At 39.9% G+C, this 13,620-nt stretch carries 13 protein-coding genes; 1 reads left to right on the top strand and 12 read right to left on the bottom strand.

Translation table 11 applies throughout. From position 1 onward, the window contains the following. Positions 1-24 precede the first annotated feature (24 nt). The 4 genes from F946_RS10620 to F946_RS10605 form a co-directional block, all read right to left on the bottom strand. A complete protein-coding gene (locus F946_RS10620; RefSeq protein ID WP_004982094.1) occupies positions 25-720 on the bottom strand; it encodes a methionine ABC transporter permease in 696 nt (231 codons plus the stop codon). After that, a complete protein-coding gene (locus F946_RS10615) occupies positions 717-1,742 on the bottom strand; it encodes a methionine ABC transporter ATP-binding protein (RefSeq protein WP_004982093.1) in 1,026 nt (341 codons plus the stop codon). Before F946_RS10615 ends, F946_RS10620 begins: the two co-directional genes overlap by 4 nt. 73 nt (positions 1,743-1,815) lie before the next feature. Next, positions 1,816-2,688, bottom strand: a complete 873-nt coding sequence (locus tag F946_RS10610) for a MetQ/NlpA family ABC transporter substrate-binding protein (protein WP_004982088.1) — start codon at positions 2,686-2,688, stop codon at positions 1,816-1,818. A 680-nt stretch (positions 2,689-3,368) separates the two neighbouring features. After that, positions 3,369-4,259, bottom strand: a complete 891-nt coding sequence (locus F946_RS10605; protein WP_004982085.1) for a 3-hydroxyacyl-CoA dehydrogenase — start codon at positions 4,257-4,259, stop codon at positions 3,369-3,371. 204 nt (positions 4,260-4,463) lie between these two features. Here F946_RS10605 and F946_RS10600 point away from each other — a divergent pair, with 204 nt between their 5' ends. After that, entirely contained in the window at positions 4,464-5,552 is a 1,089-nt protein-coding gene (locus tag F946_RS10600; protein WP_004982083.1) for an AraC family transcriptional regulator, read from the top strand. Positions 5,553-5,592: 40 nt separating this feature from the next. On the opposite strand, the gene purD is transcribed toward F946_RS10600, so the two are convergent. The 8 genes from purD to F946_RS10560 all read right to left on the bottom strand — a co-directional run bounded on the left by purD (position 5,593) and on the right by F946_RS10560 (position 13,579). After that, positions 5,593-6,876 carry a phosphoribosylamine--glycine ligase gene (gene purD / locus F946_RS10595; protein WP_004982082.1) on the bottom strand — a complete coding sequence of 428 codons (1,284 nt, stop codon included), beginning with the start codon at positions 6,874-6,876 and terminating at the stop codon, positions 5,593-5,595. Positions 6,877-7,025: 149 nt separating this feature from the next. Further along, positions 7,026-8,600, bottom strand: coding sequence for a bifunctional phosphoribosylaminoimidazolecarboxamide formyltransferase/IMP cyclohydrolase (gene purH / locus F946_RS10590; RefSeq protein WP_004982079.1), 1,575 nt, complete (start codon positions 8,598-8,600; stop codon positions 7,026-7,028). A 90-nt stretch (positions 8,601-8,690) separates the two neighbouring features. After that, positions 8,691-8,960 (bottom strand): DNA-binding transcriptional regulator Fis, encoded by a 270-nt coding sequence (fis, locus tag F946_RS10585; protein WP_001086304.1) that lies wholly within the window; start codon positions 8,958-8,960, stop codon positions 8,691-8,693. 380 nt (positions 8,961-9,340) lie between these two features. Next, entirely contained in the window at positions 9,341-10,240 is a 900-nt protein-coding gene (locus F946_RS10580; protein ID WP_004982077.1) for a DUF3426 domain-containing protein, read from the bottom strand. A gap of 18 nt (positions 10,241-10,258) precedes the next feature. Continuing rightward, positions 10,259-11,161, bottom strand: a complete 903-nt coding sequence (prmA, locus tag F946_RS10575) for a 50S ribosomal protein L11 methyltransferase (protein WP_004696394.1) — start codon at positions 11,159-11,161, stop codon at positions 10,259-10,261. Between the two features lie 114 nt (positions 11,162-11,275). Further along, the gene (locus F946_RS10570; protein ID WP_004982075.1) at positions 11,276-12,157 is read right to left on the bottom strand and encodes a bile acid:sodium symporter family protein; all 882 of its coding nucleotides are present in this window, start codon (positions 12,155-12,157) and stop codon (positions 11,276-11,278) included. Between the two features lie 44 nt (positions 12,158-12,201). Further along, positions 12,202-13,089, bottom strand: coding sequence for a bile acid:sodium symporter family protein (locus tag F946_RS10565; RefSeq protein ID WP_004982071.1), 888 nt, complete (start codon positions 13,087-13,089; stop codon positions 12,202-12,204). A gap of 139 nt (positions 13,090-13,228) precedes the next feature. Beyond that, positions 13,229-13,579, bottom strand: coding sequence for a hypothetical protein (locus F946_RS10560; protein ID WP_004696401.1), 351 nt, complete (start codon positions 13,577-13,579; stop codon positions 13,229-13,231). Positions 13,580-13,620: the final 41 nt, after the last annotated feature.

Here is a 13,620-nt window from a genome sequence, read left to right as displayed (position 1 = left end):
AAAGTGTTTTTTTATACGATGAGATTAACGAATTCTCGATAACCAATCCCCAACGGATTGTACAATTTGCACCATGATCAACAGCACAATTACTGTGAGTATTACGACACTGGTGTCAAAACGTTGATAACCATAAGAAATAGCAAGATCACCAATACCACCTGCACCCACTGCACCAGCCATCGCGGTTGCACCAATTAAGCTAATCGTGGCTGTGGTTAAGTTTAAAATCAGTGAACTGCGTGCTTCAGGTAAAATAAATTTAAAGATGATTTGTAGCGGAGTTGCACCCATGGCTTGTGCAGATTCGATAATGCCTTCATTCACTTCAAGTAATGAAGTTTCCACCAAACGACCAATGTATGGTCCAACATAAATGGTGAGAGGAACAATCGCAGCCCACGTGCCAATAGATGTACCGACGATGAGTTTGGTTAAAGGTAAAACCGCAATCAGCAAAATAATAAAGGGCAGAGAGCGCAGAGCATTCACAATCGGGTTGAGGCTATGATAAATTGCTTTGTTGGGCAAAATACCATCAGGACGTGTGACCAATAAAATAATGGCCTGAATAAAGCCCCAAATACAGCCAAACAGCATTGCAAAAAACACCATATGAAATGTTTCTTGTAAAGCCGTAATAAACTGATCAATCGATAAAGAGCTTTTCCAAAAAGGTGCTGTGATTTGAGTTAACCACTGGACAATTAAATCTCTCATGCCAGCTCTCCTGATTGTTCAACAGCCACACCATGTTGTTTTAAAAACTCAACTGCTTCAGCGATCAGGCTTTCATCGCCCAAGAGCTGAACAAACATTTGTCCAATCACATTGCCATCAATTTCAATCATGTTGGCAAACAGGATATTGAGACTAATATCAAACTGCTTAATTAAGTTTTGAATTACGGTTTCGTGGGCAGAGTTACCCAGAAATTGTAAGCGGTAAATACTATGATGATGCTTATGTTCGAGGTTATTCAGAAGTTTAATCGGTAGTTGTTGATGCAAAATCGTTTGAATAAAATTCTGTGTCGTTGCATGTTGCGGACGACTAAACAGATCCACTGTTTTTCCAGTTTCAACTACTTTACCAAGTTCCATTACGGCTACATGTGAGCAGATGCTTTGGATCACATCCATTTCATGCGTCACCATGACGATGGTAATGCCTTGCTCTTGATTGATTTTTTTGAGCAAGTCCAAGACCGATTTGGTGGTTTGTGGGTCTAGTGCAGAAGTCGCCTCGTCACAAAGTAATATTTTAGGATGGTTGGCAAGCGCACGTGCAATACCGACACGTTGTTTTTGACCACCCGAGAGCTCGTCTGGATAAGCTTCTTTTTTGTCTTTGAGATCAATAAACTCAAGTAGCTCATTCAAACGTTTTTCACGTTCAGCTTTGCTATAACCTAAAAGTTTCATGGGCATTTCAATATTGGCTGCAACGGTTTTGGTTTGCAGTAAATTAAAATGCTGGAAAATCATGCCAATATTTGCACGTTCTTGACGTAATGCTTTTGCATCTAATGCAGTAAAGTCTTTCTGATTGATAATTACTTGTCCTTCGGTTGGACGTTCAAGTAAATTGATCAAACGAATGAGGGTACTTTTACCTGCACCACTATAGCCAATAACGCCAAAAATACTGCCTTCTGGAATGTCCAAATTGATTTGGTCCAGTGCAGGAATGATTTGGCCTTTCAGCTGATAGTGCTTTGAAATGTTTTTAAATTGAATCATATCGTCAAAAACTACACAAAAATGAAAAAACAGGCAAAGAGACTTTGCCTGTTTCGTTGATTTGATTATATTACTATTTAGCTTGAGTAAGGTAGCTTACTGGCTTGTTCACATCAATTTTTGTGCCGCCAAAATGTTCTTGAACATATTTGCCTACTGCAGCGACATGGTAAAGCTCACCGACTTTTTTCAGTACAGGGTCATTTTGACGCGCTTCAGCCACCGCAAGTACGTTCACATTCATTTTTGTGGTTTGATCGATTGGCTCATAGTAAATCGCATCTTTCAATACGTTTAGACCACCTTCCATTGCAAGGGTATTACCCAAAACAATTGCATCAACTTCGTCTTTCACACGTACAGCTGTTGCCATTTGAATAGGCTTGATGACGAGAGCTTTGTTGTTTTCAACGATGTCTTTCGAAGTGCCTTTCACGAAGTCAAAGTCATTTTTTAACTTCACTAGACCCGCAGATTGTAATAATAACAATGCACGTGATTCGTTCGCACCATCATTTGGAATCGCAATCGTTGCACCATTTTTAAATTCAGCCAGTGTTTTTACTTTGCTTGAATAGATGCCCATTGGCTCTAGGTAGGTCGTTGAAAGAGGGGCAATCTTCGCTGTGTTCGCTTCATTATATGCTACAAGGTAAGCATAAGATTGGAATGCGTTGACATCGACTTCATTGTTTGCAACAGCAGTGTTCATTGCAACATAGTCAGTGAAGTTTTTAATGTCTAACTTTAAGCCCGCTGCTTTAGTCTCTGGCAAAGTTGCAATGTGGCGCCAAATATCAGCATCAGAGCCAGTCGATGCGATGGTTACTGTTTGCTCAGCTGCTGCTGTATCTGTTTTAGCCGCATCTGTCGCAGGTGCTTCGGGTTTGCTACAACCCGTTAAAACAACAGATAAACCCAGCGCAATTCCTAGAATTTTTTTCATTTTTTCTTCCCAATTAAGCATCTAAACGAGGCTTAACTTAGCTGAACAATAGAGAGATCAATTGATTTTAAATCAGGCATACCTGATTTGATGCATATGACTGTAATGTGAGTTTTGCAAGTGTGCAATTCGATATCAGTCGAATATGTGCTTTCACTTTGGAAAAGATTAACTTTTTCAACTCACTAGAAACATCTCTGCTCAATCGTTAAATTTTGCACATCATATCAACAAAGTAATATTCGATATAGAGCATAAAAGTTCAATACTTATCTTATTTAAAGATTAGTGATTTGCATTTTGTTTGTAATTTTATAATGAAAACAATATATTATTTTTAATTAATCTATTTAAAAATAAGAATTTGCATAAATTTTGTGCTTTATAAGATTTTATCTAAACTAAATACAAAAAATAGATATAACTAATTTATCTAGCGAAATAGTCTATGGAAGAGAAGTAATCCTAAACAGTCAAAGACGCTTAGCTGCTCATTGAGCACAGCTAAAAGGAATGCCACAAGGTAAGCATAAGGGCTTTTATCGTAGATTGTGAAAACCGATGATCTATCTGTAATTTCTAAGTGTTATGGAATAATTAAAGCGATATAAAAATAATACCGCTTTAATTTGAGCTATGTACTGAAACATCAACGCTTGAGTTCACATTTCAAGATGCTATTACTTTAAAAAGTTAGCCGTTTCGTATGCAGGATTTGGGTAATTATAAAAACCTTTACCTGAAAACATACCTAAATAACCCGGTCGAATAAATTCTGCATCTAGCTTTTCTAAAAGTGGTGCCATATTTGGGTTGGTGTCGACATTTAATTTTGCAACATTGTAAACAGTGTTAATCCCAATAATATCTAAGATTGCAAATGGGCCTAGTGGTGAACCAAAAGATTTCATCCATGCTTTATCAATCATCTCAGGATCAGAAACTTCTTTCACCCAAAGCTCTGTTGCAGAAATTAAAAATGGAACTAGCATTGAGTTGAGAAGGTGACCAGGTTGTTCTTTATAAATTGGTAAAGCCAACATACCAATGGCTTTGGCAAACTCAACCAAATTATCGAACACTTTTTTATCCGTTTCAGCATGTCCCATAATTTCTGCCATGTTATTGACCCAGATTTTATTGGCAAAGTGTAGAGCCACAAATTTTTCTGGTCGGCCAGTTAGGTCTTTGAACTGACTCGGGAGCATAGTCGATGTATTTGTTGCAAATATGGTTTTTTCAGGTGCAACTTGGCTGAGTTGCTTGTAAAACTCTGTTTTAATACCTACATCTTCAGGTACGGCTTCAATCACCAAATCAGCATCTTTTACAGCCTCTGCCAAATTTGAACAATAGCTGAGGTTATTAAATGTGTTGTCCAATTGCTCTTGAGTAGCATTCAAATCATGCTTATAACATTCGCTTAATTCAAAAAACTTAGCTTTTACTTTAGCTAGTACATCATCATTGATGTCATAAACCGAAACTTTAAAGCCATGAAATGCTGTTTGAAACGCGATTTGATAACCGAGTACACCACTGCCAGCGACAGTCACATTTTTAAAATTCATTCTATTTTCCTTGTTTTATCCTTGACTAAAAATGTAGCATTCATATCCATGTACTACATTTCTTTGCAGCATCTGCTAGGCAGCATGATGTGCGGTATTAATGAACAGTAAAAATATTCATTTGAACTATTCTGCCTTGGCATTTTTGTGCTAACTTGACAGAATGAGTCTATTTTTTGACAGATCGAGACAAGGATTACTGGAATGAATCAGGATGATTCAAGAGTCATTTCCTACCCTAAAAATGGCCATGAAGTCATGGTGCATAGTTCGGGGCTACGTGGCTATCTAGAGGTAATGCAACAATTGGGCATTGACCCAATATCGTTGTTGGCCAAGCATGGAATTCAACTTGCACAATTACAAGATGACAATGCATGGATTTCGCATACAGCACTAATCCAACTTTTAGAAGAAAGCGCGCAACAGGCCAACTGTGCAGATTTAGGTTTGCGGATCTCACAGTATCAAGATATTGGCATTTTGGGTGTACTTGGGCTGATCTTACAAAGTGCATCGACACTGCGTGAAGTGATTAAATACAGTTCAGATTTACTGTTTTTACATGGTTCTGCTTTACGTTTATATATCAATGACCGAATGAGTTCTGAGCTGTTTGGACCGCATGCAGATATTGTAGAGCTTATTTTTGATATTCAATTGAACGATGCTACAGATATTGTGAGTAAACGACAGGCCATGGATTTGGGGCTCGCTGTTTGTCATCGGGTGCTTCGTTATTTAAGTGGTGAGCAATATCAGCCGCTTAAGGTTGCATTACCCCATAGTCCCATAGCATCTTTAAATGTATATAAACGGTTTTTCCATACAGAAGTCGTGGCAGACCAACAACATGCGGGATTGTTTATACATAAAGATATGTTGAATATTACTATAGATAGTATCGACCATGGCTTACGTGAAATTGTAGACAGCTATTTGGAGCAGAGTTTGCGCAGTCACCGAGGCTCGTTTAGCGATCGTGTGCGACATGCGATACGCATTCATTTATCAGGTCCAAAAGCCAATAAAACAGATATTGCAAATATGCTTGCGATGCATCCTCGAAGCTTACAACGAAAATTAGATGAAGAGGGTACTAGCTTTGAGCAGATTCGAGATAAGCTCAGACAACAACTGTTGTTACAATATTTAGCAGACTCAAAAGCATCGATGAGTCAGATCGCTTCTGTACTGGGTTTTTCCGAGCAGTCCGCATTAAGCCGTGCCTGTAAGAATTGGTTTGGTGTAACACCGAGACAACTAAAAAAGCTTCGCAGCGGTTTGCAATAAAAAAACCCGCATTTAGCGGGTTTTTAAAGTATGAATGTTTTTAAGCATTTTCACGCGCAATAGCACGATAACCAATATCTGTACGGTATTGCATACCCGTAAATGTGACTTGACCACAAACCTCTAAAGCATTGACTTGCGCTTCAAGTACGGTATCACCAAGAGCTGTGACACATAAAACACGACCACCTGCAGTCAAGATGTGACCGTCGGCACTCATTGTTGTGCCCGCATGGAAGATTTTTGTGTTTTCAGGAGATTGGCCAAGACCAGAGATGACGTCACCTTGACGAACGGTTTCTGGGTAGCCTTCAGCTGCAAGAACAATACCAATTGATTTGCGTTCATCCCATTCAGCTTCTGCTGGAAGATTACCTGCAATACCAGCTTCAACCAGATCGACCAATGATGATTTTAAACGCATCATAATCGGCTGAGTTTCAGGGTCACCAAAACGACAGTTGAACTCGATCACTTTTGGTTGACCTTTGTCATCAATCATCAAGCCTGCGTATAAGAAACCTGTATAAATGTGACCGTCTTTTTTCATACCTTCAACGGTAGGACGCATCACTTCATTCATGGTTTTTTCAAATACATCTGCAGTCACCACAGGAGCAGGAGAGTAAGCACCCATACCACCCGTGTTTGGACCTTGGTCGCCTTCAAAAATACGCTTATGGTCTTGAGATGTTGCCATTGGTAAGATGTTGTCGCCATCAATCATACAAATGAAAGACGCTTCTTCACCAGCAAGGAATTCTTCGATCACAACACGAGAACCAGCATCACCAAACTTGTTGCCCGCCAACATGTCATCAATCGCATCAAAAGCTTCTTGATTAGTCATGGCTACAATTACGCCTTTACCCGCAGCAAGACCATCGGCCTTGATCACGATTGGCGCGCCATTTTTTTCAACAAATGCTTTCGCTGCATCGACTTCAGTAAATACATCGTAGAACGCAGTAGGAATGTTGTGGCGTTTTAAGAAGTGCTTAGCAAAAGCTTTTGAGCCTTCTAGCTGGGCAGCAAATTGAGTTGGGCCCCAAATTTGAAGCTCAGCCGCGCGACAAGCATCAACTACACCATTTACAAGCGGTGCTTCTGGACCCACAATAATCAAATCTACTGCATTATTTTTTGCAAAGTCGATAATTGCAGCATTGTCTAAAATGTTGAGAGCAACATTTTCACATTTGTCTTCTGTTGCAGTTCCTGCATTACCTGGTGCAACAAAAACTTTTGCAACTTTTTCATCTTGCGCGATTTTCCATGCCAACGCATGTTCACGACCGCCATTACCCAAAACTAAAATGTTCATCTAAAAATCCCTCAAAGAAAAGAATCCCTCCCGACCTCCCTTTAAAAAAGGGAGGGGATCACGCATGAAAACCAAGGTTTCTTACGTGAAAAGTCCCCCTTTTTACAAAGGGGGATTTAGGGGGATTAATAAATATGACTTCTAATCAATTAATGACGGAAGTGACGCATGCCAGTGAAGACCATTGCAATACCTGCTTCATCTGCAGCAGCAATGGTTTCTTCGTCACGCATAGAACCGCCCGGTTGGATAATACATTTAATACCTGCTTTTGCTGCATTATCAATACCATCGCGGAATGGGAAGAATGCATCAGATGCCATTACAGCACCTTCAACCACTAAGCCTGCGTGCTCCGCTTTAATGGCAGCAATACGCGCTGAGTTAACACGGCTCATTTGACCTGCGCCTACACCAATGGTTTGACGACCTTTAGCATAAACAATGGCATTTGATTTTACGTATTTCGCAACTTTCCATGCAAAGATCAAATCATCAATCTCAGCATCCGTTGGTGCGCGTTTCGTCACGACTTTTAGATCATCTTTGGTGATCATGCCTAAGTCTTGGTCTTGAACCAATAAACCGCCATTTACGCGTTTATAGTCAAGTTGTGGCGCACGCTCATCAAGTGCAGGTAATTCACCACAAATGAGAACACGAACATTTTTCTTCGCGCCAGTGACTTCAAGCACACCTTCAGCAATACTTGGTGCAATGATCACTTCAACGAATTGACGGTCAACAATTGCTTGTGCAGTTGCAACATCTAATTCACGGTTAAATGCGATGATGCCACCAAAAGCTGATTCAGGATCTGTCGCATAAGCCAAGTCATATGCCGCTTGAATGCCATCCAAAGACACCGCAACGCCACATGGGTTGGCATGTTTAACGATGACACAAGCAGGTTTTGCAAATGATTTCACACATTCAAGTGCGGCATCTGTATCTGCAATGTTGTTATAAGAAAGTTCTTTACCTTGAAGTTGTTTCGCTGTTGAAACAGAGGCTTCAGTTGCTGTGCTTTCTACATAGAATGCTGCTGACTGATGCGGGTTTTCACCATAACGCAAGTCTTGAGCTTTATTTAATTGTGTATTGAAGGTACGTGCAAACTTGTCTGCTTGACCTTCTTCCTTGCCTACGCGAGCGCCTAGGTAAGAAGCAATCATGCCGTCATATTGTGCTGTATGTTCAAATGCTTTAACGGCTAAGTCAAAACGAGTTTCGTAAGACAAAGCACCATTTGTTTTTAGTTCAGCAACAACAGTGTCATAGTCTGTAGCATTGACCACAATACCGACAGATGCATGGTTTTTCGCAGCAGCACGCACCATAGTTGGGCCGCCGATGTCGATATTTTCAATCGCATCAGCAAGTGAGCAGTTTGGTTTAGCTACAGTTGCAGCAAATGGATAAAGGTTTACAACGACAAGATCAATCACATCGATATTGTGTTCAGCCATCACAGCTTCGTCTAGACCGCGACGAGCTAAGATACCACCATGAATTTTCGGGTGTAGCGTTTTTACACGACCATCCATCATTTCTGGGAAACCAGTATGCTCTGAAACTTCGACTACAGCGATATTGTTGTCTTTTAACAACTTATATGTACCGCCAGTAGATAAAATTTCTACCCCTAGAGCAACAAGGTTTTGAGCGAACTCAACAATGCCAGTTTTATCGGAAACAGAGATTAAAGCGCGTTTAATGGTCATGATCTTCGTCACAGTTATCAAGAATTAAAACAAAAAGCCAAAAATAGCAGGTAAAAAAAATGCCCGCGGAAGCCGCAAGCATTTTATCATTTATTCACTCATTAAACCGTGAGCTTTTAACTTTTTACGTAAAGTTCCACGGTTAAGTCCTAGAATCTCCGCAGCACGTGTTTGGTTACCGCGGGTATATTCTAAAACTACAGATAGAAGAGGTTTCTCCATTTCTGCCAGCACCATGTCGTAGACCTGAGATGGTTGCTCGCCTTGCAGTTGTGCAAAATAGTGGCGAACTGCGCGATCTACGTGAATACGAAGAGCGACATCAGACTGTGCAGTAAAAATAGGAGATTTGCTATTCATGCGAAGTAATCCGAAAAATCTAAATATCACTTGGGTAAAGTGACATATATAAAGTGGTCTAAAATTAAAATGAACTTCGTTTTAGATCCTAAAACGACTAGTTCTAAAACTGTACATTTAGCATGCCACAATATCGCTAAGTTGGTCGAAATATAAGCGTAACAATAGTTAAATATTTGTTACCGACCTTTTTTAAACAAAAAAATCTGCTCAATACGCGATATTTCGATAACGCGCATTTTTGCTGATGTTCTATTTGTATTAAAAGACTGAGGAGATTGCAGCACTAAGCTTTTGTGGCGCGTATCATACCATTGTCTAAGAAAAAGTGAGCAAGAAAACTGCATTTTTTTTCACTTTTTTTACATTTTTTTTAAATTTTAGGGCTGGACTATTTCTAAACTGTAATGATTGAAGCTTTTACGGCTGACTGGCAGGCTAAATTTGAATTTGAACGGACTATTTTTAGGAATTCGTTTGATTCCAACCAGACTATCAATCAAATATTCATTTGCATGTAGTTGATAGGTTGAATCGACTTCACCATCCACTTTTAAAATGACCTTAAGATCTGGTAGCGGAAGACTGGTGTCATGATAATTGATCAGTTCACCTGAAAATTGAGTTTTCTGTGCGTCTACACGTTTTACTTTTAATTTATTAATGCTGATCAGACTATAACGTTCTTGTAGGCTGCTACAGTTCAGTACGAAACAAATTTTATTATAGGTTGCACCTAATGCGGGGCTGTTATTGAGGATATGTGGGTTAAACCATAAGTATTGGAAACACAATAAAGCCAATAAGCTGAAGTTAATCATACCCCAAAGCATATAGTACATCGGGCTTTTTTGCGGTTTCGCTGGATTGTTGTCTGCCAAATTCATGGCAGGATAGTTACCAATCGGGTCGGTACTAAAATAGTTTAAATTGTTTAAATAGGTTTTGAGGTCAATGTTGGAGTGCTCAACTTTCAGGTTGAAAATATCAAGCAAATTTGATGTCGACATTGAAAGCGCAGCAGATTGTGATAAATCAAAATGAATGCTGTCTACACGAGGAGAGGAAAATGCTGAATTTGAAGACAGGCTCTTATCATTCTGATTCGACGATCTTTCCTCACCTGTGTCAAAAGTATGACCCGTGGTTAAATGCGAGAGCGCATTAAAGGTCATCGAACACTTTGGGCAACAAACCATACCTTGCGCAACAGTGAGTTGTGCAACACTTACTTTGTAGATGGTTAGGCATTTAGGGCAAGAGGTTTGTTTGTCGCTCATAGTGTATTAAGAGTTCATTTAAAGGGTGTGGCGTTTACCCGAGATTCGGCACCAGTTTTCATCACGTTTCTCGACCTCTAATATATCAAAAAACTCAGAATAAACACTAGAAACATCAGAAACTTGCTCTTCAATTACACCTGCAAGTGCGAACTCTCCCTCAGATTTGACTAAAGTTGCGAATTCCGGCGCTAACATCATAAGCGGGCCTGCCAAAATATTTGCAACAAAGACATCTGCTTTTTGGTCAGCCAGCTCTAAATTAAACTCATCTGGTAAGCCGACATAAAGGTTCTCAGCCACGCCATTGAGCGCCGCATTTTGTTCAGTGGCTAAAATTGCTTGAGGGTCAATGTCTGTGGCATAGACTTTTTTTGCACCTAGAAGTAGAGCAGCAACACCTAAAATACCTGAACCACAACCATAGTCGATCACGATTTTATCTTTAACATCAGTTTTACCTAACCACTGCAGGCAAAGAAAAGTAGATGCATGGTTCCCCGTACCAAACGCTAAGCCTGGATCAAGTTTAATGTTCACTGCATCTGGTTCTGGTGCTTCCATCCATTCAGGCACAATCCAGTATTTGTCAGCAATTTGAATTGGTTCGTAGGCATCCATCCAGGTGCGTTCCCATTCTTGGTCTTCAAGAAATTCGCTACGCATCGGTGCATCAGGCATTTGAGTGCGAATAAACGTTTCTAATGCATTGACATCAATTTCTTCATCGTCTTCTTGCGCATAAATACCTGTCACAATGACTTTATTCCAAAGTGGCGTTTCACCTGGAAGTGGTTCAAGTAAGTCTTGGTTTTCTGCATCATCTAATGTGACACTGACTGCACCCAAAGATTCTAAAAGGGTTTCAGTAAAATCGACTTGCGCTTGATCAACCGTAATATGAATTTGTAGCCACTTCACAGGAATAACCTAATATTTATGTATAAATAAATATTGTAGCGGAACGGGGGACAGTTCGACAGCATTCCTCAAAATAAAAAAGGATGCCGAAGCATCCTTAGACCTATATCAGTTCTAGGCTTGTTCTGTGCTGGTTTGAACCGATGGGGCATAACGGTTGAGTAATGTCCCAAAGATGGCAGCAAAGATATACATAAAAATAGAATAGACAGCTGCGGGCATGGCAATGGTGGTACTGGCCATCACGGTGAGTGCAATGGTCATGGCAAGGGTACTGTTATGAATGCCAATTTCAAAGGCACAGGCCCGAGCTTGAGCACTGTTGATCCCCAGTAGTCTCGGTACAAAATAACCAATCATTAAACTACAAATACAGAAAATGACTGTGGCTAAACCGACCTGAGTCAGATACTCCAGAATATGTGCGCGTTCTTTGGCTATTGCTCCAACAATGATTAAGACCAAAAATACAACAGAAAAAATACGTAATGGCTTATTCAGCTTCTTGGTAAAAGAGGGTGCATAGTGGCGAATCAACATACCAATACAGACAGGGATAAGAATAATTGAGAAAACTTGTAAGATTTTACTAAACTGCATACTGACGTGTTGTCCATCCTGCATAAAGTATTGAATGGCAAAGTTGACAATTAGCGGCAAGGTAAACGCTGCAATAACGGAGTTAATTGCGGTTAAGGTAATATTGAGCGCAATATCACCTTTGAACAAATAGCTAAATAAGTTTGCAGTACTGCCACCAGGAGAAGCGGCTAAGAGCATCAAGCCGACGGCAAGCAGTGGCGGTAAGTTGAGTACTATGCAAATTACAAAGGCAATCCCAACAAGAAGTACCAACTGACAAAATAAAGCAACCAATACTGCTTTGGGATGCTTGCTGACGCGTGCAAAATCCTTCGGGGTTAACTCTAAGCCCAAGCCAATCATGATGATGGCAAGAGCTAGGGGTAACATAATAGTTATAATTCCTGAATCCATAGGTGCATATTCTCCTTAAAATTATATAAATCATGACCGTGAACTTATTCAGCTACGGTCTCTTTCTTCAAAAATAAACTGTCATTTCTTCGCGAGATTAATAGGCCTAATAACGCAGCAAATACAAACATGAAAATAGAATAAATACCGGCAGGAATGGCCATGGCAGTGTTGCCTAAGACTGACAGGGCAACCGTAATGGCAAGTGCGGTGTTATGAATGGTGATCTCAAAGGAGCAAGTTAAGGCTTGCTTTTCTGGAATATTGGCAAGATGTGGCACAAAAAAACCAATAAACATGCTACAGAAGCAGAATAAGGCTACGGCAGGCCCAATCTCAAACACATATTCGACAAAATTATGTCGCTCTAAGTACAGTGCGAGAAAAAAGATAAAAAGAAGACAGCTTGCAGACAAAATACGCATTGGGCGGTTTAATCTGTCGGCAAGTTTTGGAAAGTAATAACGTAAAAACATGCCCATACTGACTGGAAGTAGAGTGATGAAAAATACCTTCATCATTTTCATGGCGGGCATGTCAACAGGTTGTGATGTTTGCAGAAAGTACATCAGTGAAAAATTAATAATAAAAGGCAGGGTTAGTGTTGAAATGATGGAGTTCGTGGCTGTAAGAGTAATGTTGAGCGCAACATCACCTTTAAATAAATAGGTCAATAGGTTTGACGTTGGCCCACCTGGTGAAGCTGCAACGAGCATCAAACCAATCGCGAAAATAGGCGCTAAATTTAAAAACTGGCAAATGAGGAACGCAATGCCCACCAGCAGTACCAACTGTGAAAATAACGCGATGAAAATGACTTTAGGGTGCAGGGTGAGGCGATAAAAATCGGCTGGGCGTAGGTGTAAACCAAGACCCATCATCATCAATGCCAAAGTCAAAGGCAAAAAAACTGTAAACAATTCCGAATCCATGGAATACCTTTTTTTATTCGTTTTTATCTTTTGTGTTTTTTGAGTGTATACAGAATTTAATAATTTACAAGGTAGAAAAAAGGGTAAAAAATGGACTATTTTTTACCCTCAATACAGCATGAACTTTAAATTGTTTAGCTTACATTCTTGGTTTAGGTGCTACAAAACCAAGGGCACATTTGCCTTTAATTTCTTTACCTTCGATATTGATTGATGTCGCTTTCGAGTCGCCTTGGCAAATGCTGGCTAACTCAGCTTCATCACCATGAATATTGGCATTTTTTGAGCTTGGGAAAAATTGAGGTTCACAGGTACCATTCCAAATAATGCCTCGATAGGCAAAACTAACCGCTGTTCCTTGTGACTTGCCTTTACAGACTTGTTGATAACGTTGACTATCATAGACCTTTTCAACTTTGTCGTTGGCTGATACAAAAGGCGAAAAAAATAAACCGCAGAGAATGGATGAAAAAAGAATCTTCTTATTCATAATGCTTACCTTTGGTTGTTGTATGATCAACTTATAGGATA

This window comes from Acinetobacter johnsonii ANC 3681 (assembly GCF_000368805.1).
In the GTDB taxonomy this organism is placed as follows: domain Bacteria; phylum Pseudomonadota; class Gammaproteobacteria; order Pseudomonadales; family Moraxellaceae; genus Acinetobacter; species Acinetobacter johnsonii.
Note: the sequence above shows the minus strand (reverse complement) of the source record. Positions and strands in the feature narration are given on the sequence as shown.

Coding starts and splice junctions, on each gene's coding strand:
- F946_RS10620 (WP_004982094.1), bottom strand. CDS start 720: ATGAGAGATTTAATTGTCCAGTGGTTAACTCAAATCACAGCACCTTTT.
- F946_RS10615 (WP_004982093.1), bottom strand. CDS start 1,742: ATGATTCAATTTAAAAACATTTCAAAGCACTATCAGCTGAAAGGCCAA.
- F946_RS10610 (WP_004982088.1), bottom strand. CDS start 2,688: ATGAAAAAAATTCTAGGAATTGCGCTGGGTTTATCTGTTGTTTTAACG.
- F946_RS10605 (WP_004982085.1), bottom strand. CDS start 4,259: ATGAATTTTAAAAATGTGACTGTCGCTGGCAGTGGTGTACTCGGTTAT.
- F946_RS10600 (WP_004982083.1), top strand. CDS start 4,464: ATGAATCAGGATGATTCAAGAGTCATTTCCTACCCTAAAAATGGCCAT.
- purD (WP_004982082.1), bottom strand. CDS start 6,876: ATGAACATTTTAGTTTTGGGTAATGGCGGTCGTGAACATGCGTTGGCA.
- purH (WP_004982079.1), bottom strand. CDS start 8,600: ATGACCATTAAACGCGCTTTAATCTCTGTTTCCGATAAAACTGGCATT.
- fis (WP_001086304.1), bottom strand. CDS start 8,960: ATGAATAGCAAATCTCCTATTTTTACTGCACAGTCTGATGTCGCTCTT.
- F946_RS10580 (WP_004982077.1), bottom strand. CDS start 10,240: ATGAGCGACAAACAAACCTCTTGCCCTAAATGCCTAACCATCTACAAA.
- F946_RS10570 (WP_004982075.1), bottom strand. CDS start 12,157: ATGGATTCAGGAATTATAACTATTATGTTACCCCTAGCTCTTGCCATC.
- F946_RS10565 (WP_004982071.1), bottom strand. CDS start 13,089: ATGGATTCGGAATTGTTTACAGTTTTTTTGCCTTTGACTTTGGCATTG.
- F946_RS10560 (WP_004696401.1), bottom strand. CDS start 13,579: ATGAATAAGAAGATTCTTTTTTCATCCATTCTCTGCGGTTTATTTTTT.